Below are 24123 nucleotides of genomic sequence, written 5' to 3'. Positions count from 1 at the left end.
GATACGGGGAATATTATACTTGAATAGGGAGGAAGGACTTTTAGTCCTTCTTGAAGCAACCTATGGACTTTCAGTCCATAGTCGTTGAGTTCGTATTAGACATTGTTATAGCCGTTGCTAATGGTGGATCAGGAGGAGTAGCAGCGGGTGGCATTTATATGGGTGTTAGTGCAGGACAGGTGGTGAAGCAACCGCTTCTGCTACGGCTACCAGTGGTACAGCAACAGCGATCGCAACTGCTGGTGCGGGTGGTTTAGGTCAAGATGCGGATGTTGATGGGGAATCGGGTCGTTCTTCTGCTAAAGCAAAAACAGCATTAGGTTTTTTGGCAACAGCAACGGCAGAATCTGATGGTCGGGAGGTTTCTCGTATAAGTGCAATGGCTAGTGTGGCGGGTGGCAACAGCGATGTACAGGTTCACATCGCACCACAGTCATCTGCTGATATACCTGATATGGCGACAGCCGTGTTAGAGGGTGCTAATGTGCTGGCATTTGGTGAAGGGGTTATTACTGGTTCATCCCCTGGTTATCAGCCGGGAACCCTGGCTCCAGATATGATTGATTACCTTATTGGCCAGGGTGCACTAGGCGGTGAGTCAGGTGCGGCAGGTAGTTTATCATTTGATTTTTCATTGAATGACGCTGGAATGTTGAAGATAAATTTACTTGATTCATTACTGGTATCAGGTGCTGGTTTAGATTCGTCGGGTATTATGGGGCTTGATGTGTGGGTTAATGGTCTATCAGTATGGAGTGCAGACTTCGTCGGAAACCTGGAAAGTACCGGTTTATATGGATTTTATAATACGATATATGACTTAGGAATGTATGGTGCTGGTGACTATACACTTGATATTGACTTTTATCTTTCAGGGCTTGGTGCTGGCGATGCTCTATTTGGTGAATTTGATTTTGGTGTCGCTAGTGTTGTACCGTTACCTGCAGCATTTTGGTTGCTTATTTCCGGTCTGGTTGGTTTATTTGCTGTATCCAGGCCCAGGCATCGATAAAAGAATAATCACGTGCCCCTTGATTGTAATTGCTGATTTAGTTTTCTCAAATCATCCAGTTTCAATATCCCTGCCTGATAACGGAGCTCTAGTTGCCGCAGGATCTGTTGGTAGAGTGTCTGGCTGAAATCACGTTTGTTGAGGAAATATTTTTGTTGTGCATTTAGCGCATCAACAACGGTACGATTGCCATTCTTTTGCGCCACTTGTTCGGCGATCATAAGCTTTTGGCTAGAGTCTATGGCATGCTGGAGTGCCTTGATATGACGCTTCCCGGTCTGGATGGAACGAAAGCTATTGCGTATCTGGCGTAACAGGCTGCGTCGCTTTTGTTCTCGTTGTTCGAGCAGTGCCTGGTGGTTATGAATGGCTTGCCGGGTCTTTGATGTGGTGAGTCCACCACTAAAGAGGGGCACAGACAATTGTAGTGTGAGTGATGAGTAGTCGGTCTCACTGCCACCAAAACGTCCACCACCCGATGTAATGTTACCCTTGCTAGCCAATAGGTCCAGGGTAGGCAGATGACCTGCGCGCTGTTGTTTGATCTCATTCTTTGCTAGTACAACATCCAGTTTGGCGATCTGGTAGCCGGGGTTGTAGTCAATGGCCTGTTTAATCCACCATTGCAGTTCATATTTTTCTGTTAAGGGTTTTATGTTTTCTGCTTTGATGGGTGTGATGCGCATTCGGTGATTGGTGATTTCAAACAAGGCCTCGTAATAATCTTCCAGTTCATCAAAGGCAATTAATTCCTCGGCATTGACCAGGTCAAATTGTGCCTGGATCTCATGGTATTCAGTTTGCGTGCTTAGCCCGGCCTCAAATTGCAGACTGGTTTGTTCGAGTTGTTTGTTCAGGGCAGTCTTTTCTGCTTGCTTGAATCCCAGGTTATCTTGCGCCGAGAGGATGGATAAATAATCCTGGGCGGTGCGTAACAGTAGTGCTTGTCGGGTATCCGATAACTGCCATTGTGATTGTGTGATTTGATCCCGCGCATAGCCTGTTTTTAATAATGAGGCGGGATCATAAAGTGGTTGCGTCAGATCCAGCGAGTAACTGCGGGTATTGAAACGTTGTGAGCTACTATAACCAAGACCACGCGAGATAATATCCTGCTGATTGATGCTGTTATCAAGGTTAAATTCGATCTCGGGTAGCAAGGCGGCGCGGGCATCGGGTAGTGCCTGTTGAGTTACATTGTGCTGATACTGTGCCTGTCGTAGCCCCGGATCATTGGCGAGGGCCAGTCGTGCGGTAGCTAGCAGGTCTTCGGCGTAGACCGGGCTGGTTAGTGCGCTGCATATTGTTATGCTGTGCCAGAGCAATAAACGAGGTGGCATGGTTACAGGCTTAATGTGCGATCTTTTTGATGGTTAACCAGGGCTGGGATGCTGGTTTCAAACAATCGCTGGTCATTCCATTCACGTTCTGCGGTACGGGTAATGAGATGTGCCTGCATAATCGGTGGTTGGCCGGTGACGATGAAAAGTCGACCACCAATCTCCAGGTTATGCTGGAAGTTTTCATTCATGTGGGGCAGGGATCCGGTGACTACAATAGCATCAAAGCGATCATTTTCATGCCAGCTAGCGGAGAAATCACCTTGATGATAACTGATGTTATCGAATGCCTTACAGTTTTTCTGCGCTTGATCGAGGAGCTCCTGATGGATGTCCGTAGTGCTGACATGAGCGCCTAATTGAGCCAAACAGGCGGTTAAATAACCCGATCCTGTGCCGATTTCCAGTATGTTATCATTTTCGTTAATATCCAGAGCCTGTAGTATGCGGCCAATAACAACAGGGGGTAACATGAATTGTTTCTGTGCCAGAGGGATGCTGCTATCGGCATAAGCTAAACCCTGGTAGGCCTCGGGGACAAAGTGTTCGCGGTGGGTGTGCTCGATAGTTTCAAGTACACGCGGGTTGAGTACATCCCAGGGACGTACCTGTTGTTCAATCATGTTGAAGCGAGCTTGTTCGGTATTCATTAGGCTGTTTTGTCCTTACTTCGTTATTTCTGTAAGAGTACGGATTTTGGGGCTGGCAGGCAAGTATTATAAGGATTATACTTTAGCATCATATAGCTAGGGGCGCCCTGTGTGGGCTGAGATAGACCCTTTGAACCTGATCCGGGTCATGCCGGCGTAGGGAAGCTGATTTCCAGCTCATCTTGCGCCTCTGTTCCCGAACAATCATCCTAAGGCGTAAGGTTATGAGTGCAATTCCAGAAGAGTTTATTCGAAAAACGGCCACTGTATCGGAAGAGGTCAGTCAGCCTTTTTCCGGTTCCAGAAAAATCTATATTGAGGGTTCGCGTGCGGATATTCGTGTGCCTATGCGTGAGATCAGTCAGGCTGATACTCAAACGGAGAGTGGGATTGAAAAAAACCCGCCGATTCCGGTCTATGATCCCTCTGGTGTTTATAGCGACCCGGATGTTGATGTCAATCTGCTGGAGGGGCTACCCGATGTGCGGGGTGTCTGGATTGATGAACGTGCCGATACTGAGCGTCTTGAGGGTTTGACCTCGGCGTATGGTCAGCAACGTCAGCAGGATGAAAAGGTGGATAGCCTGCGTTTTGAGACCTCGATCAAACCTCGACGCGCACTTGCGGGCAAGAATGTTAGCCAGATGTACTATGCGCGACAGGGGATAATCACACCTGAGATGGAATATGTCGCTATTCGTGAGAATCAGGGACGCGAACGCATCCGTGATGAGTTGTTATTGAAGCAGCATCCGGGGCAGAACTTTGGTGCTAAATTACCGGAGACCATTACGCCTGAGTTTGTGCGTGACGAGATTGCCGCCGGTCGCGCCATTATCCCGGCTAATATTAATCATCCAGAGGTCGAACCAATGATTATTGGTCGTAACTTCCTGGTTAAGGTCAATGCCAATATTGGTAATTCAGCCCTGGGTTCCTCGATTGAGGAAGAGGTTGAGAAGATGGTGTGGTCGATTCGCTGGGGTGGCGATACCGTGATGGATCTCTCGACCGGCAAGAATATCCATGAAACACGGGAATGGATTATTCGTAATTCGCCGGTGCCGATTGGTACCGTGCCGATCTATCAAGCCCTGGAGAAGGTCAATGGCAAGTCAGAAAATCTGACCTGGGAGATGTTCCGTGACACCCTGATCGAGCAGGCCGAGCAGGGTGTGGATTATTTCACTATTCATGCCGGTGTGCGTCTGGCGCATGTGCCACTGACAGCGAAACGTCTAACCGGTATTGTCTCGCGGGGTGGTTCGATTATGGCCAAGTGGTGTCTGGCACATCATCAGGAGAGTTTCCTGTATACCCATTTTGAGGATATCTGTGAGATTATGAAGGCCTATGATGTGGCGTTCTCACTGGGTGATGGTCTGCGTCCGGGCAGTATTGCCGATGCCAATGATGAGGCGCAGTTTGCTGAACTGGAGACCCTGGGCGAGTTAACGAAGATTGCCTGGAAGCATGATGTGCAGGTGATGATCGAGGGGCCAGGGCATGTGCCCATGCAGATGATTAAGGAAAATATGGATAAGGAGCTAACAGATTGTTTTGAAGCACCTTTCTATACCCTGGGGCCGTTAACCACCGATATTGCACCCGGCTACGATCATATTACCTCGGCCATTGGTGCCGCCCAGATTGGTTGGTATGGCACCGCTATGTTGTGTTATGTCACGCCTAAAGAACATCTGGGGCTACCGGATAAGGCCGATGTGAGAGAAGGTATTGTGACCTATAAACTGGCCGCCCATGCCGCTGATCTTGCCAAGGGTCATCCTGGCGCACAGATTCGTGACAATGCATTATCCAAGGCACGTTTTGAGTTCCGCTGGGAAGATCAGTTTAATCTGGGTCTGGACCCAGAGCGTGCGCGTGAGTATCACGATGCAACATTACCCAAAGAATCCGCTAAGGTGGCTCATTTCTGTTCCATGTGTGGCCCACATTTTTGCTCCATGAAGATTACGCAAGAGGTGCGTGCATATGCCGCAGCGAACAAGATTGGTGATATCCAGATAGCGGTTGAGGATGGTATGGCAGAGAAAGCCAAAGAGTTTAAGGATAAGGGGTCAGAGATCTACCATAAGTCTTGATATTGGTGCGCAGTGCGCACCCTACCGTGCGGATAACATTGGTAGGGTGCGTATTACGCACCGCACCCTACTTATGCATTCACATCAATGTGCAGGTCGTTGATTACCGGGGTATCCGTATCATCCGCCTCATCTGTCTCATCTATTTTTGCGGCACTGATTGCTGAAGCCTTACGGCGTTCGCTATCGGCGCGGGTGTCAAAGATAGTCTGGTCCTTGTTTCTACGACGCTGTTGTTTGCGTCGTTCGTCATTAACGGGTTGATATTCCTCACCTTGATCATCGACCGGGGCGGTGTGAGCGGTATGTGCAGAAGTGCTTGCTGTGATCGGCGTTACCGCCTTTGCGGTTGCTGGTTTCGCATTCTTTATCTTTAGGTTTTGTAGACCTGCATCGTCAGGTCTGATGTTAAATGTTGTCATTGCGCGCCTTCTTTATCTATACCCCGAACTTTCAGTATAGACTAAAAAGTTTATTTTGTTAAGTTTCAGTGGCTTATTGTGAATTGATCTGGTTCATGGCATCCAGTGCAGCAATCTTATAGGCTTCGGCCAGGGTGGGGTAATTGAATACATTCTCAATAAAATAGTGAATGGTGCCTTGCAGGTTAATAACGGCCTGACCAATATGAATCAGTTCAGTGGCACCTTCGCCGAGGATGTGTACGCCTAACAGGTGATGGTTATCGGCACGGAAGAGTAGTCTGAGCATCCCTTCGCGTAAGCCCATGATCTGGCCGCGTGCTGTTTCCTTAAGCAAAGCAGTGCCTGTGATATAGGGGATTCCCTGTTTCTTTAGTGCCTGTTCGGTTTGCCCAACCATGGACATCTCGGGAATGGAATAGATACCAAAGGGGAAACGCCCGGGTAAGGCGTTGGTTTCTCGACCAAAGGCATGATTGGCGGCAATACGTCCCTGTTCCATGGCAGTGGAGGCGAGTCCTGGGAAGCCGATCACATCGCCACAGGCGTAGATATGAGGGAAGTTGGTCTGGTAGTGTTCATTAACAATAATGAGACGGCGATCATCGGTCTCAATGCCGACATGTCGAGGCCGCAGATCGTAGGTGGAGCCCATACGCCCGGCAGCAAACAGTATCATCTCGGTATCCAGGCATAAACCACTTTCCAGACAGATCCTGATGTTATCATCCTGTTGCCGGAGATCACGGATCTTTTCACCCAGGTGAATCTTGATCCCGTGTTGTTGCATGTAACCTGTCAGTGCATCAACCAGCTTTTCGTCCATAAACCCAAGCAGGGAGTCACGCCCATCAATGATGGTGACCTGGGTATCTAATGCGCTGAAGATCGAGGCATATTCGATACCAATCACACCACCACCAACTACAACTAATGATTTTGGGATATTTTCAATCTGCAGGATGCCATCGCTATCGAGGATGGTCTTGTTATTGAATTCGATATTGTCGGGGCGTTTAGGGCGACTACCGGCGGCAATCACAAAGTAGTCGGCACTGAGTTCGCTGAATTGCCCATCCTCAGTCTCCAGTTCAATACTATGCGGGGTCTGGAAACGGGCAATACCCTGGATGATTTCGATATTGTTGCGTTCAACCTGTTGGCGCATCAATTCTGATTGATGCCCCAGGGTGATATTGACGCGTTCCATCAGGTCGGCCATGGTGAGATGCGGATTGAGGCAATAATCGGAGCCGTAGAGTCCCCGTTGATTCCAGCCGGTGAGATAGATCGCTGCTTCACGCATGGTCTTACTGGGGATGGTGCCGGTATGTACCGATACCCCGCCGATATATTTACGACGCTCAATGAGGGCTACTTTTTTACCCAGTTTTGCTGCTTGTATGGCTGCTTTTTGTCCAGCAGGCCCGCTACCAATAACAATTAAATCATAGTCGCTCATCGTATTACTGTGCATCCCTGTTTTTCCAAGTGCCTGATTTTCCACCCTGTTTTTCGAGCAGACGAACACCATTGATCTGCATACCCCGGTCGATAGCCTTGCACATATCGTAGATAGTAATCAGGCTGACTTGAACAGCGGTGAGTGCCTCCATTTCAACCCCGGTCTGCCCCTGGGTCTCGGTGCGGGCCTGGCAATATACAGCATTTTCATCAGGACGAACCTCCAGTTCAATATCCACCCGGGTTAAAAAGAGTGGGTGACACAGTGGGATTAGATCAGCGGTTTTTTTTGCCCCCATAATGCCTGCCACGCGAGCAATGGCGAGTACATCCCCTTTTTTATGATCTCCCTTGATGATACGTTCCAGGGTGGTGGGCTCCATCTTGATTATGCCTTCGGCAATAGCCATACGATGGGTTGTATCCTTGGTGCCTACATCAACCATGTGAGCCTCGCCCCGATGATTGAAATGTGTCAGTGTGGACATAGAAATCCTGCTTGCTCTGTAACTTCGTCGATGGTAAGTATGCCATGAACCTTTGATTAGAGGTAATAACATTGCATAATACGTCCTATGACTATTCATATTGAAGTAAGGTTTTTTGCCAGTATTCGTGAAAAAACGGGTTGTGCTGAAAAATCCATTGAGGTGCCTGCGGGTAGCGATGTCGCTGCGGTCTGGATGGCGGCGGTTGGTGAGGCGTGTTTTCCGGAAAATTTATTATCTGCAGTCAACATGGAGTATGAAAAGCAGGACTTTGTTGTTAAGGATAAGGATGAAGTGGCATTCTTTCCTCCGGTAACAGGGGGTTAATGTGAAGATTGAGATTACTGATGAGCCCTTTAACCCTTGGCAGTTGCTGCAGCAGTATGAGCAGGAACGTGATGAGCAATCGAGTACCTTTGGTGCGACTAATGTCTTTGTTGGCACCATGCGTGATTTTAATGAAGGCGATCCTGTCACAGCGATGACCCTGGAGCATTATCCGGGGATGACAGATAAATACCTGCAACGGATTGCACAAGAGGCGATGGTTCGATGGGATCTGCTGGATGCCTTAGTGGTTCATCGGGTGGGTGCGATCAGACTGGATGAGACTATCGTACTATTGGCAACCTGGTCTGCACATCGTGGTGCATCGTTTGAGGCTAGTCGTTATCTTATCGAGGAACTTAAGCATCGTGCGCCCTTCTGGAAGAAAGAGACGTTAGCTGGAGGCGAGCGTTGGGTGGAGAATAATACCAAAGGGTAAATAAAGTACCCCGCGCAAAGCGGGGGGTATAAGTTTATATCGACTTATTGTTACCTTCTTTTTTACATGAGTGCTGTGGAGTTAACCATAATCATTCATGTTGTCTTCATCAGATTTAATCCCTGATACTTGTACCTTAGCAATACCCATGCCAGTTTTATAAGTGCTTGAAATAAATGTATGTTTATTGTGTGGGTTAGTGGGTGTTTTTTATGTTGTGTAAATTATAGCGACATGTCGGCATGCTTTAATTTATTCTATTTTCAATAAAAACAATAGGTTATGTTTTTATATCAATATGGGTTTTGTTAAGAAATCCGACATATCGGAATATTTAACTGTTGTTTTTCTTTACGTTTTTTCAGGGTTTTTTTTTGATTTGTAATTTGAACTACACTTGAGTGCGGGGAGATTGTGGTATGGCTCTTACCCTCTTAAATCAATTAATTAAAAGGAAAACAACATGACTCATTCAATCGCTCGTACGCTAACCGCCGTTACTTTTTTAGCCAGTTCAACGATAACGCAGGCCGTAGTGCTCACAGGCTCTGGGTTGCTGCCTATTCCTGTACCTAATGATCTTATTACCTGGGTTGGCCCCACTTATACACCGGCTAGTTTTACAACACTCAATGCTGCATGGGCAACACCGGCTGCCAGCCCCTGGACGGGTGGTACCTTTGATGTGTCGCGTCCATCAGGAGCGGCTATTCCATCTTCCCTCATTGTCGGTAAATTTCGTTATGATTTTGGTAATATGACTAATGGGGGGGGGTTATTGCCTCTGGGTACCTACTTCTGGATTGGCGATGTGGATAATGGTTCTGGTAATAATGAGTTTATGGAACTACAGGCCTGGGATGCCGCAGGTACTCTATTGAGTGAATGGCTAGATGTACCGCTCTATGTCTACGGCAGTGGCGTAACAGCCTCGGCTATGACCGCCTATGCCTGGAATGGTGCCAGTATGAGCTATACTTTTAATGGTAATGCCGTACCTTTGAATCCCAGTATTGGCATCTTTATGGAAAATAATCAGGAGATCGCTGTCTTAAGTCTCGATAAGGTTGATACGCATTACAGCTTTGCCCTTAATGCACCTGAGGCTGTTCCTGTGCCTGCTGCGATATGGTTGTTTGGCTCAGGTCTGTTAGGTTTAATGGGTGTTGCCAGACGTAAAGTAGCATTAATCTAGTGGGTTACAGGTATGTCGTGAATATCAAAGCGCATGTTTGCCAGATCGGCCATAATAAAGGTCGGTTTGGCACCAATCCCGGCAGCGGTGCCGGGATTGACTAGCAGGGTAGTCTCATTCTTTATATTTTTGATCGTACGCACATCGGCACGGTGGTCATGGCCGCAACAGACAATATCCCATTCGCCTGTCATTGCCATGGCGCGTGCATAGTGTGGATAATGAACGATAAAGATGCGCCGGTTGGCAAGGTTGATACCCGCATCCTGACCATAAAATTGTATCACACTGTCCTCTTTGGCAGAGATTCGCGCCATCATATAGAGATCACCGGTATTATTACCGTGAATAACATGCACCGGCAGGCCTAGTGGTTGCAACACGTTCAGGGTGCTCGGTGCAACCACATCACCACAGTGGATGACGGCTTCAGCACCCCATTGTTGCGCCTGTTGAACCGCAGCAAGCAAGAGTGTGCGGTTATCATGGCTGTCAGAGACAATACATACTTTCATTAATGTAACCTTAAAAATGGGGCTTTTCAGGGGCTTCCTGATAGGTCTTGATACTGTCTAATATCTCTTTTTTGGCCTCTTCGACATCAAACCAGCCCTCAATCTTGACCCATTTGCCTGCTTCCAGATCCTTGTAGTGTTCAAAGAAGTGGGCAATCTGATCCAGTAATAACTGAGGCATGTCCTTGATGCCCTTTACCGCTCTAAAGGATATGCAGAGTTTATCAATCGGTACTGCGAGGATCTTGCCGTCTTCGCCAGACTCATCGGTCATCTTGAGCACACCCACGGGGCGGCATTGGATGACTGAGCCACTAATCAGTGGAACAGGTGTAACAACCAGTACATCGGCAGGGTCACCATCCGGTGACAGGGTGTGCGGGATATAGCCATAATTACAGGGATAGTGCATGGCGGTATTCATGAAACGGTCGACGAACATGGCACCGGTTTTTTTATCGACCTCATATTTTACCGGGTCACTGTGGGCAGGAATCTCGATGATGACATTAACATCATCTGGGACATTGGTTCCGGATTCGACGCGATCGAGGTTCATTTTATTTCCTGCCAGCAAAAAAGAAGGGTCGGTTATTATAACCGACCCTTCTTAACTTGTGGTGCGCAATGCGCACCCTACCGGTAATTTAATACATGGGTAGGGTGCGTATTACGCACCAAGCGACCTACAAGATAGGCACAATCATCAAGGCGACAATATTAATGATCTTGATCAAAGGATTAATCGCAGGACCTGCGGTGTCTTTGTAGGGATCACCCACAGTATCACCGGTCACTGCTGCCTTGTGAGCATCGCTACCCTTGCCACCAAAGTGACCATCCTCGATGTATTTCTTGGCGTTATCCCAGGCACCACCACCAGTGGTCATGGAGATTGCCAGGAACAGACCGGTCACAATGGTACCAATCAGCATGCCACCGAGGGCCTCTTTACCCAGGGTCAGGCCGACTAGAACAGGTGCTAGAACGGGTAGCAGTGAGGGTACAATCATTTCTTTAATGGCGGCCTTGGTCAGCATGTCAACCGCACGGGAGTAATCCGGTTTTTGTGTGTAATCCATGATACCCGGCATTTCCTTAAACTGGCGACGTACCTCATTGACAATACCACCAGCCGCGCGTCCCACGGCTTCCATTGCCATAGCACCAAACAGATAAGGCACCATACCACCAATGAACAAACCGATAATAACCATGTGATTATCAAGCGAGAAGTTCAGATCGGTGTGACCTGCATTGGTGAGAGCATGGGTATAATCAGCAAACAGTACCAGTGCTGCCAGTCCGGCAGAACCAATGGCATAACCCTTGGTGACTGCCTTGGTGGTGTTACCCACAGCATCCAGTGGATCGGTAATGTTACGGATCTTCTCATCCAGGTCAGCCATCTCGGCAATACCACCCGCATTATCGGTGATAGGGCCATAGGCATCCAGCGCAACAATAATGCCGGTCATGGAGAGCATGGCGGTTGCTGCAATTGCGATACCATATAAACCTGAGAGTTCATAGGAACCCCAGATGGCCGCACAAACAGCCAGTACCGGTGCCGCTGTGGATTTCATGGATACACCCAGACCAGCAATCACGTTGGTGCCATCACCCGTGGTGGAGGCCTCAGCGATATGCCGTACCGGGCTGTATTCCGTTGCTGTGTAGTATTCGGTGATGACCACCATGGCTGCGGTTAATGCCAGACCAATCAGTGAACACCAGTACAAGTTCATGCTGGAGACACCGGCAACATCGCCCATAACGGCATTGGTTACGAAGTAAAAGGCAATGGCTGAAAGGGCACCGGCAACAGCCAGTCCGCGATACAGGGCGTTCATGATCTTGCCGCCTTCACGTGTCTTAACGAAGAATGTGCCGATGATGCAGGCAATGATGGATACGCCACCTAATACCAGTGGGTAGGTGGCTACAGTAGTACCTGCATCGGGTAGTAGCAGACCACCGAGTAACATAGTTGCAATAACGGTTACCGCATAGGTCTCGAACAGATCAGCGGCCATGCCGGCACAATCACCCACATTGTCGCCAACGTTATCAGCAATTACGGCAGGGTTGCGTGGGTCATCCTCAGGGATACCCGCTTCAACCTTACCCACGATATCGGCACCGACGTCAGCACCCTTGGTAAAGATGCCGCCACCGAGTCGGGCAAAGATAGAGATCAGGGAACCACCAAAGGCAAGGCCAATCAGTGGATGAATGGGATCAGCGACACCCATGTCAAGCAGGATGGCGTAGTAACCAGCAACACCGAGGAGAGCCAGGCCAACAACCAGCATGCCAGTAATGGCACCGCCACGGAAGGCAACTTGCATCGCTGCGTTAAGTCCTTCATTAGCCGCCTCTGCGGTACGCAGGTTAGAACGCACCGAGATGTTCATGCCGATATAACCGGTGAGACCAGAGAAGATTGCGCCAATGGCAAAGCCAATGGCTGTATGCCAGCCGATAAACATGCCAATCAGAACCAGCAGGATGACACCAGTCATACTGATGGTAGCGTATTGACGGTTAAGATAGGCATTAGCACCATCCTGAATGGCGGCAGCAATTTCACGCATGCGATCATTGCCAGTGGGTTTGTTCATAACCCACTGGATCGAGAAGATCCCGTAGACAATTGCAGCTACCGCGCTGCCAAGTGCAAATATAAGTTCCGGTGACATAGGTTGACCCCCCTAAGGCCTGTTATTTTCTATAATTTTAAAGTGTTGAAGTATCTTTTGTTTTGTTCATTAAGGTCTTGATATAGGTCAGCTAAACTAAATCGAGCCTTCCTTAAACCCAAAGTGAGTCTCCAGATCGAGTTGACGGATTAATTGATCAACGGCCTGTGGGCCATGATCTTTTTTTACTTCCAGCAGGATCAGGCGTGCAGCATTACGGTTATAACCGCTTGCCAGACTGATCTGTAATGTTAGTAATTCCTGTGCTCGATCCAGAGTCATTTTGAAATCTATAACTACTTGACCTTAAACTCTTTATCCAGTTTTTTCTTAACTGGAGCATTCTTTAGCTGTATATATTTTGGCATGCCATCCTTGCCATAAGGAGGATAATCTTCACCCTTGATCAGTGGTTCGAGATAGTCTCTGCACTTCTGGGTGATGCCAAAGCCATCTTTGGAGATGAAGCCCTTGGGCATCATTTTTTCAACATTGGCTACACGCGACAGTTTAGCCTCACCAATCTTCCATTTGTAAGGTTTGTTGTTGGTGCGAACCACGGTAGGCATCACTGAATTCTTGCCTGCCAGAGCCAGTTCAACAGCCGCTTTACCCATGGCGTAGGCTTGATCAACATCATTCTTGGATGCCACATGGCGGGCAGCACGCTGTAGATAATCCGCCACTGCCCAGTGGTATTTAAGGCCGAGTTTATCGCGTACCAGATTAGCGATAACCGGTGCAACACCACCCAGTTGGGAGTGACCAAAGGCATCCTTGAGACCGGTATCAGCCAGGAATTTACCCGCGCGGTCACGTACACCCTCGGATACTACGATGGAGCAATAGCCATATTCCTTAACCTTTTTCTTCACCAGAGCCAGAAACTTGGTCTGGTTAAAGGTGACTTCAGGGAACAGGATGATGATAGGCAAATCACAATCATCTGTTGATGCCAGACCACCTGCCGCTGCAATCCAGCCAGCATGACGACCCATTACTTCAAGCACGAATACCTTGGTTGAAGTCTTGCACATGGAGGCGACATCAAAACTGGCCTCACGGGTGGATACCGCAATGTATTTTGCAACTGAACCAAAACCAGGACAGTTATCAGTGATAGGTAGATCGTTATCAACCGTCTTGGGTACATGGATGGCCTGAATGGGGTAGCCCATCTTTTTGGATAGCTGGGAAATCTTCAGACAGGTATCAGCAGAATCGCCACCGCCGTTGTAGAAGAAGTAACCGATATTATGTGCCTCAAAGACCTCGATCAGGCGTTCATATTCACGGCGATTTTCTTCCAGGCTCTTCATCTTGTAGCGACATGAACCAAAGGCACCACTTGGGGTGTGACGCAGGGCAGCAATCGAACGTGCGGATTCCTTGCTGGTGTCGATCAGGTCTTCAGTCAATGCGCCGATGATACCGTTGCGTCCGGCATAGACCTTGCCAATCTTGTTTTTATGCTGACGTGCGGTCTCAATAAGACCACAGGCACTGGCGTTAATAACGGCAGTTACGCCACCCGATTGTGCATAAAAGGCATTCTTCTTTGGAGCTGCCTTTTTGGCGGCTTTTTTAGGTGCTGCTTTGGCCATCTGTGTATTCCTCTACTATTAAAGATTAAAAATTCTGTTTATTTACTCGTTTGCTTCCATCTCTTCTTGCCGGTTTTGATCGGCTTGTACCTGTAATAGGCTGACAATACACTCCGAGAGATCGTCATATTCTTCAACACCGGTACCGTACATCTGGTAGAGGCGATAATAAAACTGGCAACGATACAGGCGGTCGCCGGTCTTGCAGATAATGAAGTGGCATTTATCGCGTTCCCAGAAAATAGCGGGGCAAGTGACCGGTTCAATGGAATAGGGGTTGAGACGCATCTCGGTTTCTACCTGTTCCAGCTCAATTTTTTCCTGGTAGCGCTCGCGTAAGGTGGAGTTAATAGTCCACATTTCAGCATCACTAAAATCAGAGATTGTTGTCACAAATACCTGCGCTTTGCTGGCGTGTATTCGTTTATACCAGCGTGATAATTCAATTAATAGCGTAGCATACGACAAAACTTCATCTATTTCATGGACTTTGTTTGTTTGAGTAGCAAAATATTGCGAATTTCATCTTAATGTCTGTTCAATAAAGGCACTAGCAGAAACTATATATAGGGTTATGGAAAAAATTTAATGCCTCCCGCTATTGCTATATTATCAAGTATCTGATTGAATATAGAAAAATCATGTGTTCAATGAGGCTAGCTTGTTGAATTCATAAGAATAAATTAAAGATATTTATCGCGTTCGGGGGATGAGTGGTATGAGGATTGTTTTGTTAGGGGCGCCAGGTTCTGGTAAAAGTACGCAAGCAAGGCGTATTGCCAAGCATTATAATCTCCTTTATATTCATGATGTTGTGAAGATGGCCAAGGTGGACGCAGGTCAGTTGGTCAGCGATGACCAAATCATGGATGCATTGAAGGATTATTTACAGCAAACCGATGTTACTAATGGCTTTATCCTTGATAGCTTTCCGCGCAATATAGCCCAGGGTGAAATGCTGGATGCGATGTTGAAAGAGTTGGAGCTGGGTGTGGATGTCTGCTTGAAGGTAGATGTTGATTTTGATCTGATTATGCAGCGTCTATCCGGACGCTATCTCTGTAAAGATTGTGCGACACCTTATAATAGTTATACCGCTCCACCAAGGATGGATGGTTGTTGTGATGAATGTGGTGGTAATTTACATCATCGAGGTGAGGATAATGAAGAGATTATCGGTAGTCGTCTGAGAATTTTTGAAACACAGACTGTACCGTTATTGGGTTCTTATCAGCAGCAAAATAAGCTTCATGTCATTCAAGGTGTTGGTGATGTGTCCGTGATAGCAAAGGCAGCTGTCAAGATCCTGGATTCAGTCGCTCGCAGTTTGTTGGTAGCAAAGGCTAGTGTAAAAAATAAACAGAAAAACGCCGATAAAGATCAAGAAACGGAGGAATTGGGTAAAAATCCAGTGTCAGGTAAAAGCTCTGTTCCGAAAAAAGCGGTAGCCAAAAAAAAGGGAATCGTTAAAAAGGTTGCTCCAAAGAAGGCGGTAGCCAAAAAGAAGGTTGTCACTAAAAAGACAGCCCCAAAGAAGGTAGTAGTCAAAAAGAAGGTCATCGCTAAAAAGGCAGCCCCAAAGAAGGCGGTAGCCAAAAAGAAGGTCGTCGCTAAAAAGGCAGCTCCAAAGAAGACAGTAGCCAAAAAGAAGGTTGTCGCTAAAAAGGCAGCCCCAAAGAAGACAGTAGCCAAAAAGAAGGTTGTCGCTAAAAAGGTAGCTCCAAAGAAGACAGTAGCCAAAAAGAAGGTCGTCGCTAAAAAGGCAGCCCCAAAGAAGGCAGTAGTCAAAAAGAAGGTTGTCGCTAAAAAGGCAGCCCTAAAGAAGGCAGTAGTCAAAAAGAAGGTCGTCGCTAAAAAGGCAGCTCCAAAGAAGGTTGTTGCCAAAAAGAAGGCTAGCGTTAAGAAGGTTGCCCAGAAGAAAGCGGTATCCAAAAAGAAGGTTGTTACCAAAAAGGCCGCCGTCAGGAAAAAAGCCAAGAAAAGGTAGCTGTACATTGTTGGGTTAGCGTAGTGTAACCCGACAGACAAACCTATACATTTACAGTCTTCCCTGCATGGGAATGCATAAGGTGGTTCCTGTATGTATTACTACTTAAAAATGTGGGTTGAACTCTGCCGTCTACGTATTGGCCCGCAGAATATCCCATTTTCTCACACCTTGTTATTGTTGGCTCTATGTGCCTACGTGCTCTCTAATATTGCTATTAGTCTGGTTAGTGTCGGTATTGCACAGGCCGTCATGGTTAGTTTTATTGATGCATTGTTACTCACATTATTCTTGCGTTTGACCCTTTATATCCGAGGAGCATCGGCACGTTTTATACAGACCCTTACCGCCTTGATGGGTGTGGGTGCCTTGGTAGGTCTATTGGTATTACCTTTGATACAGGTTATGACGCGTTCACAACTGGATGAGTTGCCGCCTCCTCCTGTGGTATTGCTTTTATGGGTTTTTCTGGTGCTGTGGAGCCTGGTGATTATGGGGCATATATTAAGGCATGCATTATCTCTTAAGCTATCGACAGGGATTGCGGTTGGTGTCTTGTATACCATGCTTTCCTTTATGGTGGTGCAGAGTATTTTCCCCATGGCTATGGTTGAATGAGGTTGTTGTCATGAAGATACACATATTAGGGATTTGCGGCACCTTTATGGGCGGTCTGGCGGTATTGGCAAAGCGTCTGGGGCATGAGGTGAGTGGTTCGGATCAGGGGATTTATCCACCCATGAGTGAGCAGCTCGTTGCGCATGGAATCACTTTGCATGAGGGCTATGATGCGGGGTTTTTAGATGATTCTATTGATTGTGTGGTGGTGGGTAATGCCTTGTCGCGCGGTAATGAGGCGGTTGAGGCATTATTGAATGATGGTCGGGCTTATGTGTCCGGGCCTCAGTGGTTGGCAGAGAATGTATTGCAGGGACGTTGGGTATTAGCGGTATCGGGTACTCATGGCAAGACCACAACCTCCAGCATGCTGGCGTGGATTCTGGAATATGCCGGGATGTCACCGGGTTTTTTAATCGGCGGTGTGCCACAAGATTTTGCTGTCTCTGCACGTCTGGGTGAGACCCCTTTTTTTGTTATTGAGGCGGATGAATATGACAGTGCCTTTTTCGACAAGCGTTCGAAGTTTGTGCATTACCATCCACGCACCCTGGTATTAAATAATCTTGAATATGATCACGCGGATATCTTTCCTGACTTGCCGTCCATTCAGCGTCAATTCCATCATTTATTACGCACAGTGCCAGGTGCGGGTCTAATTGTGAATAATGCCGGGAGTCAGGCGCTGAACGAGGTGATCGAGATGGGGTGTTGGACACCTGTTGAGTCTGTTGATGTGACTGCTGGTGCTGACTGGGGTATTCATAAACTGGATGCACAAGGGAGTCACTTTGAGGTGATGCACAAAGGTACGGTGCAGGGCGTAGTAACATGGGCACATACAGGTGAACATAATCTGCATAATGCGCTTTCGGCTATTGTTGCTGCACGTCATGTGGGTGTTGCGGTGGAGCATGCGCTGGCGGCATTGTGTGAGTTTAAAGGCGTTAAGCGTCGTATGGAGTTATTAGCTGAGCCGAGAGGAATCAAGGTTTATGATGACTTTGCTCACCACCCTACCGCGATAGCACTGACCTTGCAGGGTGCGCGTGCCTCATTAAAGCAGGGGCGATTATTTGTCATCCTTGATCTGCGTTCCAATACCATGCGCATGGGTATTCATAAGCATGTTATTGAATTAGCGTTGGAGGCGGCAGATAGGGCCTGGGTTTATCATGATGACAGTTTGTCCTGGAATCCCTCCGAGGTATTTTCTGACGATATCGTTGTGTTGAATTCTACGCAGCAGATTATTGATGAGATTGTGCCGCAATTATTGCCAGATGATCATGTGTTGATTATGAGTAATGGTGGCTTTCAGGGGATTCATGGGCGTTTAATTGAGACGCTGGAATTGGCTTCGAGACAGGTGTGACTCTTGAGTAGGGTGCGTACCACGCACCAACAAACTATACTTTTATGGCAAGCTGAGGAGGTTGCTATGAAAAACTTGATTGCATGGGATGTAAAGTGAGCCAGCGTGGATTAACAGGTGTGGAAGTTACCCGACGACTCGCGGAGCATGGTGAGAACGTCATCCGTGAACAACATACTCATCCATTGCGGAAATTTCTTGCCTATTTCTGGGGGCCTATCCCCTGGATGATTGAGGTGGCGGCATTGCTTTCGGGTGCTGCTCAGCGTTGGGAAGACTTCACTGTCATCATTAGTCTGCTACTTATTAATGCGGGCGTAGGCTTCTGGGAAGAGTACAAGGCTGACAATGCAATCGAGGCACTCAAACAACACCTGGCACCTATCGCTCGCGTGTTGCGGGATGAGGTCTGGTGCGATATTCCGGCACGTATGTTGGTGCCAGGTGACTGGGTATTTCTACGTCTTGGCGCTATCGTACCTGCTGACGTTGAGCTGGTGGAAGGCGATTATCTGAGTATCGATCAATCAGCACTTACGGGTGAATCTCTGCCAACGGACAAGAAGGTGGGCGATGCTGCTTATTCGGGCTCTATCGTGCGTCAGGGTGAAATGCAGGGTGTGGTGACCGCTACCGGCATGGATACCTATTTCGGTCGTACGGCACACTTGGTCGAGACTGCGGAGACCCGTTCGCACTTCCAGCAGGCGGTGTTGCGTATTGGTAATTTTCTTATTCTGATGACACTTGCCCTGGTTGTACTGGTAATTCTGGTGGCCTTGTTCCGTGGTGATCCTTTTATCGATACCTTGTTGTTTGCCTTGATCCTGACGGTGGCATCGATCCCGGTGGCACTACCTGCGGTGATGTCGGTGACTATGGCGGTGGGTGCCTCCACCCTGGCACGGATGCAGGCCATTGTTTCGCGTCTGGTGGCAATCGAGGAGCTGGCAGGCATGGATGTGCTGTGTTCTGACAAGACCGGTACGCTTACCCAAAATGCCTTGACCCTGGGTGATCCTGTTCCGATTGAGGCGGATAATCCACAGCAGGTTATTGTTGCTGCTGCACTTGCTAGCGAGCAGGATAGTCCAGATGTGATTGATGCTGCTGTGTTCAAGGGTCTGGCTGATGCGCAGGTACTGGCAGATAGTGAAATTCTTGCATTCCATCCGTTTGATCCGGTACGGAAATATGCTGAGGCCGAGGTGAGGCAGGGTGAGCGACAGTTCAGGGTTGCCAAGGGGGCAACCCAGGTGATCGCTGCTTTGAGTGAAGTCGATGGTGACATCGCTGAGCGTATACGTATCGCCACTGATGAACTAGCTGCGCACGGTTATCGTGCCCTTGGTGTGGCGCGTACGGATGTCGATGGGCACTGGTGTTTCCTCGGACTCCTTCCTCTGTTTGATCCCCCGCGTAAGGATGCAGCTGATACCATTGCCACTATCAGGCAGATGGGTATTGATGTTCGTATGGTGACGGGTGATCATGCCGCGATTGCGCGTGAGTTGGCACAGCAACTGGGTCTCGGCACCCATATTGTCTCGGCGCAAGAGGTCTTTGAACACGATGATAGTGATGGTAACGCGGTACAAATCGAGGCTGCCGATGGCTTCGCTGAGGTGTTCCCTGAGCACAAGTTTAATATTGTTCGTAGCCTGCAAGGGAGTGGGAAGATTATTGGTATGACGGGTGATGGTGTGAATGATGCGCCAGCACTCAAGCAGGCAGATATCGGTATTGCTGTGAGTGGTGCTACGGATGCAGCACGTGCGGCGGCGGATCTGGTGTTGACAGCTCCGGGGCTGTCAGTGATTACTGCGGCAGTAGAAGAGGCGCGTAAGATTTTTGCACGGATGCACAGCTATGCTGTATTTCGTATTGCCGAGACTATTCGTGTGCTTGGCTTCATTACACTGTCGATTCTAGTGTTTAATTTTTATCCAGTAACCCCGATTATGCTGGTGTTACTGGCAGTGCTGAATGATTTTCCGATTATGATGATTGCCTATGATAACGTGCGGGTGGCAGAGCACCCTGTTAAGTGGGTTATGTCACGAGTGATTGCGGTGGCTGTCGTCACAGGAACGACGGGCGTTATTGCCACCTTCCTCTTGTTCTGGATTGCTCGGGATTATCTACAGCTGCCCTCCGCGCAGATCCAGACACTAATCTTTCTTAAGCTGCTAGTGGCGGGGCATATGACTATCTACATAACCCGCAGTGAACGTTGGTTCTGGCAACGGCCATGGCCGGCAGCGCGTCTGTTCTGGATTACCGAGACAACGCAACTGATTGGTACGTTGGCAGCCGTGTACGGTTGGTTGCTTGAACCCATTGGCTGGAACTATGCACTCCTGGTGTGGGCTTATTCGTTGCTTGAGTTTCCTGTTAATAATGCCGCTCGGGTCTGGGTGCTGGATTTTTGGGGGCGTGGGTTTAATGAACATGCACGGCATATGGATAGAGTGCATGCCTCGTTACATTCGTGCCAATGCTCATCAGTGAGTCATCGTTGTGCAACATCCTCCGATGATAGTTCGAGGAAGTCGACCTGAATTGATTCTTGTTTGACCTGGGTCAATTCAATAGGGGCACTAATGTAATCTGGCGACTATACTTTAAACATATACGACAGGAGGTGCATCATGGAATTATTAACGGTTTTAATTATATTGGCATTGCTGGCAACAATTGCTTCGCTAGGTTGGGGTATTGGCTCTATGGCGCATGGAGGTCGCTTTGATGATAAGCACGAGCTTCAGTTTATGGGTGCGCGAGTCGGTCTTCAGGGGGTTGCTATTGTCCTGTTATTGATTGCTGCCTTTGTTGCTAGTTGATGGGTGTTACTGTATTGGGTTATGTTTCTTTGTCGACAAATATTAATAGTACAGGTAGCAACAGAAAATCCATTATCAGGGCTATGCTGACTACGGTTGCAGTGAGAATACCCATGTCGACGTTAAGCTTGTAACTGGAAAAGGCAAGCACCATGAAACCAGCAACCATGATTGTTGTGGTTACCCACAGTGCCTTGCCGACGTGGGTCAGGCTGTAACGGATAGCATCATGGGGTTGGAGATTATGTTCGAGCCGGGCTCGACGGTATTTGCTAATCAGGTGTACGGTATCATCGACTATAAGCCCCATACTGGTGGCTGTAATCATGGAAGCAATGATGCCAATTTCACCAACAAAAATTGCCCATAATCCAAAGGTTATCAATACCGGGATGAAGTTCGGGATCAGGCTGATCAGACCCAGGCGAACACTGCGCAGCGCGAAGATGAGTGTTATTGATATTAATACAAAGCCTAACGCTGTACCGCCCAACATGCCAATAATATTGCGTACCGCCAGATTCACGAACATTACAATCGTGCCTGTGGCCTTGGCTTGCATGGCAGGTGGCATGTTGTCTTTCAGCCACGCCTCGCTACGTTCAATTATCTCAATAATCTGTTTTTGTGGCAGGGTATCCAGGGTGACCGTTAGTCGGCTTGCGGATTTATCCAGATTGAGCTGGCTATTGAGATCAAGGCCATAGGGTAGGGACATTTCATATAACAATAGATATTGGGCTGCGAGATTGCGTTGATCGGGCAGGCGGTACCAATCGAGCGCATCACCATGCATGGATTTGTTTAGCCGTTTCATGACATCGGTTAGACTGTTGACATGTGTGATCTCAGGCTGTGCACGTAGCCAGATGGTGAATTCTTCCAGGTGTTTGAGGTATTCAGGTTCAGAAATACCACCACTCATGCCGGATTCAATTGAGAAATCAAGGGTGTAAGGGCCCGTCAGGTTGGCAGTGGCAAAATCAGTATCGACACGAAATGGAACGCTCTCATCAAACCACTGGATAAATCGGTCATCCAGTTCAAGCCGGGGTATGAACGATATAATAATCAGGCTCAGACCTATCATGCACCAGAATAATGACACCCGCCGGTTGACCACGAAGTTACCGAGGTGTTCCATGGCAAGATGTTGTGTCCTGACTTGTGGTTGAATACGCAAGGGCAGGATTGATATTAGTGCTGGTAGAAAGGTCATAGAGAATATCCAGGCTGCCACAACACCGATAGCGGTAATATTACCAAGTTCGTTAAAGGGTGGGGAATCAGAGAAGTTGAGGCTCAGGAAGCCGATCACCGTGGTTAGGGTGGTTAGAAATACAGGTTCAGTATTGATGCGTAAACTCTCTGCCAGGGCATCCTGTTTTGAACGGCCAGCACGTATTTCCTGGAAGGTGGTCAGTAGGATATGTATGCTGTCAGCAATGGCAAGGGTGAGAATGATAATGGGAGCTAGGGCTGTTGATGCATTCATCTTGATGTCGAACCAGGACATCAGACCGAGGGCGCTGATGACTGATAGGCTTACCACTAACAGTGTTGCTATTGTGCCGGAAACTGAGCGTAACAGGAGCAATAACAGTGAGATCATTAGACCGTACATTATTGGTACCAGGGTATATGAATCCGATTCACTGACCTGGATCTCTGCTGCGCTGAAGATGGCGATACCGGTCAGTGCCACTGTTAGATCAGGATAAGTAGTGCGCAATTCTGTTATCAGTTTTTCAGCGTAGGTTACTGCTTTTGGCAGGTGTTGAGTATGGTCTGTGCCAGGAAACTGTAAGGTGACCGAGATACCGGTGGTAGCACCGTCGTAGGCAATCAAGCGTCCTGCCAGTACGGGTTCATTCAGTGCGATAGACTTAATTCTGGTAAGGTCGGTGCTGTTTAGTTCCTGTGGTTCTTCTACCAGATCGGTCACCGTTAGGTCATCACCGTTGGCCTCGGTGTGTTGGTAATTGGTGATAGAATCCACGCGAATAGCATATGGAATCTGCCAGGCTTGTTCGGTTAATTGTTTGATGATCCCCAGGGTTTTACGGGTAAATATATCTTTATTTTTTGGCTGGATGACGAAAAGAATATTCTCGCTGTTGTTATAGGTGTTCTCGAATTTTTTGAAGGCAATTAATTCAGCATTGTCTTTGCCGAAGTACACCTTGTAATCGGCAGTAAATGCAAAATTGTGCAATCCATAGCCAGCAAGTGTCACTGCAAGCAGGGATGTGACCAGTACCAGCCAACGCCAGCGCATGATCCAGTGGGCATAGGTCGGGATAAACTTTTTCATCAATATCATTTGAACATATTGCCTGCTATTCGCAAGCCTTTTCTTAAGGAGCGTATAATTGATCAGAGGTTCTTTAAATAGGTATACTGTCCCCCAATATGAATAATAAGCGAATTACTCTTGCCATCACGGGTGCCTCGGGCGCCGCCTATAGCCTGCGTCTGTTGGAGTGTTTACTGAGTGCGGGTAAAGAGGTGGCTTTATTGATATCAGCACCCGGTCAGATTGTTATTGGTATGGAAATGGCAGATAAATTACCTGGTCGCCCGGCGGCTATTCAAGAGGTGTTGAGTGAACGTTATGGTGCGGATGCCGGGCAGTTGCAGGTCTATGGGCAGCAGGAATGGACGGCATCGGTGGCGAGTGGTAGCGGTGTATCCGACGCGATGGTCGTATGTCCCTGCACCATGGGTAGCTTGTCGGCAATCGCCTGTGGTGCCAGTAATAATCTGCTGGAGCGAGCGGCTGATGTCACCATCAAGGAGAATAAAAAATTGATTCTGGTGCCACGCGAAACCCCTTTCTCTGCCATTCATCTGGAAAATATGTTGAAGCTCGCCCGTCTGGGTGTTGTCATATTGCCCGCCAACCCCGGCTTTTATCATGCGCCCGCATCCATGCAGGATCTGGTGGATTTTGTGGTCGCCAGGATTCTGGATCAGCTGGGTGTTGAACATCAGTTGATGGATGCCTGGGGTTAAGGCGAGCACAGACCCTTTGAGT

23 protein-coding genes, 1 pseudogene and 1 riboswitch are annotated in these 24123 nt (G+C 48.1%); of the genes and pseudogenes, 12 read left to right on the top strand and 12 right to left on the bottom strand.

Going from position 1 to position 24123, the window contains the following annotated elements; translation table 11 throughout:
* Positions 1-50: 50 nt before the first annotated feature.
* Complete coding sequence (locus GXP22_06325) at positions 51-257, top strand: hypothetical protein (protein ID NOX09089.1); 207 nt, start codon at positions 51-53, stop codon at positions 255-257.
* Positions 258-325: 68 nt separating this feature from the next.
* Positions 326-1012, top strand: coding sequence for a hypothetical protein (locus tag GXP22_06320; GenBank protein NOX09088.1), 687 nt, complete (start codon positions 326-328; stop codon positions 1010-1012).
* Positions 1013-1020: 8 nt separating this feature from the next.
* Here the strand turns inward: GXP22_06320 and GXP22_06315 are convergent, their stop codons facing one another.
* Complete coding sequence (locus GXP22_06315; protein ID NOX09087.1) at positions 1021-2352, bottom strand: TolC family outer membrane protein; 1332 nt, start codon at positions 2350-2352, stop codon at positions 1021-1023.
* A 2-nt stretch (positions 2353-2354) separates the two neighbouring features.
* Positions 2355-3002, bottom strand: a complete 648-nt coding sequence (locus tag GXP22_06310; GenBank protein ID NOX09086.1) for a protein-L-isoaspartate O-methyltransferase — start codon at positions 3000-3002, stop codon at positions 2355-2357.
* An 88-nt stretch (positions 3003-3090) separates the two neighbouring features.
* Positions 3091-3182: riboswitch (TPP riboswitch) on the top strand.
* 44 nt (positions 3183-3226) lie between these two features.
* On the opposite strand from GXP22_06310, the gene thiC reads away from it, so the two are divergent.
* Entirely contained in the window at positions 3227-5107 is a 1881-nt protein-coding gene (gene thiC / locus GXP22_06305) for a phosphomethylpyrimidine synthase ThiC (protein ID NOX09085.1), read from the top strand.
* Between the two features lie 71 nt (positions 5108-5178).
* Here the strand turns inward: thiC and GXP22_06300 are convergent, their stop codons facing one another.
* From GXP22_06300 to moaC, 3 genes are all read right to left on the bottom strand, one after another.
* Complete coding sequence (locus GXP22_06300) at positions 5179-5529, bottom strand: hypothetical protein (GenBank protein ID NOX09084.1); 351 nt, start codon at positions 5527-5529, stop codon at positions 5179-5181.
* 73 nt (positions 5530-5602) lie between these two features.
* Complete coding sequence (sthA, locus tag GXP22_06295; GenBank protein ID NOX09083.1) at positions 5603-6991, bottom strand: Si-specific NAD(P)(+) transhydrogenase; 1389 nt, start codon at positions 6989-6991, stop codon at positions 5603-5605.
* A gap of 4 nt (positions 6992-6995) precedes the next feature.
* Positions 6996-7481: a cyclic pyranopterin monophosphate synthase MoaC gene (gene moaC, locus GXP22_06290; GenBank protein ID NOX09082.1), complete on the bottom strand. Its 486-nt coding sequence runs from the start codon at positions 7479-7481 to the stop codon at positions 6996-6998.
* 93 nt (positions 7482-7574) lie between these two features.
* On the opposite strand from moaC, the gene moaD reads away from it, so the two are divergent.
* From moaD to GXP22_06275, 3 genes and pseudogenes are all read left to right on the top strand, one after another.
* Positions 7575-7808 carry a molybdopterin converting factor subunit 1 gene (gene moaD, locus GXP22_06285; GenBank protein ID NOX09081.1) on the top strand — a complete coding sequence of 78 codons (234 nt, stop codon included), beginning with the start codon at positions 7575-7577 and terminating at the stop codon, positions 7806-7808.
* 1 nt (position 7809) lies between these two features.
* Complete coding sequence (locus tag GXP22_06280; protein NOX09080.1) at positions 7810-8247, top strand: molybdenum cofactor biosynthesis protein MoaE; 438 nt, start codon at positions 7810-7812, stop codon at positions 8245-8247.
* A gap of 1099 nt (positions 8248-9346) precedes the next feature.
* A pseudogene (locus tag GXP22_06275) lies at positions 9347-9442 on the top strand (VPLPA-CTERM sorting domain-containing protein).
* On the opposite strand, the gene GXP22_06270 reads toward GXP22_06275, so the two are convergent.
* From GXP22_06270 to GXP22_06245, 6 genes are all read right to left on the bottom strand, one after another.
* On the bottom strand, positions 9439-9957 hold the full coding sequence (locus GXP22_06270; GenBank protein ID NOX09079.1) for a metallophosphoesterase family protein: 519 nt from the start codon (positions 9955-9957) through the stop codon (positions 9439-9441). The pseudogene GXP22_06275 and the gene GXP22_06270 overlap by 4 nt on opposite strands.
* Positions 9958-9967: 10 nt before the next feature.
* On the bottom strand, positions 9968-10516 hold the full coding sequence (gene ppa, locus GXP22_06265; GenBank protein NOX09078.1) for an inorganic diphosphatase: 549 nt from the start codon (positions 10514-10516) through the stop codon (positions 9968-9970).
* 127 nt (positions 10517-10643) lie between these two features.
* Positions 10644-12659 (bottom strand): sodium-translocating pyrophosphatase, encoded by a 2016-nt coding sequence (locus tag GXP22_06260; protein ID NOX09077.1) that lies wholly within the window; start codon positions 12657-12659, stop codon positions 10644-10646.
* 96 nt (positions 12660-12755) lie between these two features.
* Positions 12756-12941 (bottom strand): hypothetical protein, encoded by a 186-nt coding sequence (locus GXP22_06255; GenBank protein NOX09076.1) that lies wholly within the window; start codon positions 12939-12941, stop codon positions 12756-12758.
* 14 nt (positions 12942-12955) lie between these two features.
* Positions 12956-14263: a 6-phosphofructokinase gene (locus GXP22_06250; GenBank protein NOX09075.1), complete on the bottom strand. Its 1308-nt coding sequence runs from the start codon at positions 14261-14263 to the stop codon at positions 12956-12958.
* A 42-nt stretch (positions 14264-14305) separates the two neighbouring features.
* On the bottom strand, positions 14306-14656 hold the full coding sequence (locus tag GXP22_06245) for a hypothetical protein (GenBank protein ID NOX09074.1): 351 nt from the start codon (positions 14654-14656) through the stop codon (positions 14306-14308).
* Between the two features lie 325 nt (positions 14657-14981).
* On the opposite strand from GXP22_06245, the gene GXP22_06240 reads away from it, so the two are divergent.
* The 5 genes from GXP22_06240 to GXP22_06220 all read left to right on the top strand — a co-directional run bounded on the left by GXP22_06240 (position 14982) and on the right by GXP22_06220 (position 21086).
* Complete coding sequence (locus tag GXP22_06240; protein NOX09073.1) at positions 14982-16250, top strand: nucleoside monophosphate kinase; 1269 nt, start codon at positions 14982-14984, stop codon at positions 16248-16250.
* A gap of 93 nt (positions 16251-16343) precedes the next feature.
* Positions 16344-16868, top strand: a complete 525-nt coding sequence (locus tag GXP22_06235; GenBank protein NOX09072.1) for a hypothetical protein — start codon at positions 16344-16346, stop codon at positions 16866-16868.
* Positions 16869-16878: 10 nt separating this feature from the next.
* Positions 16879-18243 (top strand): UDP-N-acetylmuramate:L-alanyl-gamma-D-glutamyl-meso-diaminopimelate ligase, encoded by a 1365-nt coding sequence (gene mpl / locus GXP22_06230; GenBank protein ID NOX09071.1) that lies wholly within the window; start codon positions 16879-16881, stop codon positions 18241-18243.
* A gap of 83 nt (positions 18244-18326) precedes the next feature.
* Positions 18327-20804 carry a plasma-membrane proton-efflux P-type ATPase gene (locus tag GXP22_06225; protein NOX09070.1) on the top strand — a complete coding sequence of 826 codons (2478 nt, stop codon included), beginning with the start codon at positions 18327-18329 and terminating at the stop codon, positions 20802-20804.
* A gap of 90 nt (positions 20805-20894) precedes the next feature.
* Positions 20895-21086, top strand: coding sequence for a twin transmembrane helix small protein (locus GXP22_06220; protein NOX09069.1), 192 nt, complete (start codon positions 20895-20897; stop codon positions 21084-21086).
* 19 nt (positions 21087-21105) lie between these two features.
* Here GXP22_06220 and GXP22_06215 read toward each other — a convergent pair whose 3' ends face one another.
* Entirely contained in the window at positions 21106-23400 is a 2295-nt protein-coding gene (locus GXP22_06215) for an MMPL family transporter (GenBank protein ID NOX09068.1), read from the bottom strand.
* Between the two features lie 98 nt (positions 23401-23498).
* Between GXP22_06215 and GXP22_06210 the strand changes: the two genes are divergently transcribed.
* Positions 23499-24101 (top strand): UbiX family flavin prenyltransferase, encoded by a 603-nt coding sequence (locus GXP22_06210; protein ID NOX09067.1) that lies wholly within the window; start codon positions 23499-23501, stop codon positions 24099-24101.
* Positions 24102-24123: the final 22 nt, after the last annotated feature.

The sequence above is a fragment of the Gammaproteobacteria bacterium genome, assembly GCA_013151035.1.
GTDB lineage: Bacteria > Pseudomonadota > Gammaproteobacteria > JAADJB01 > JAADJB01 > JAADJB01.
Note: the sequence above shows the minus strand (reverse complement) of the source record. Positions and strands in the feature narration are given on the sequence as shown.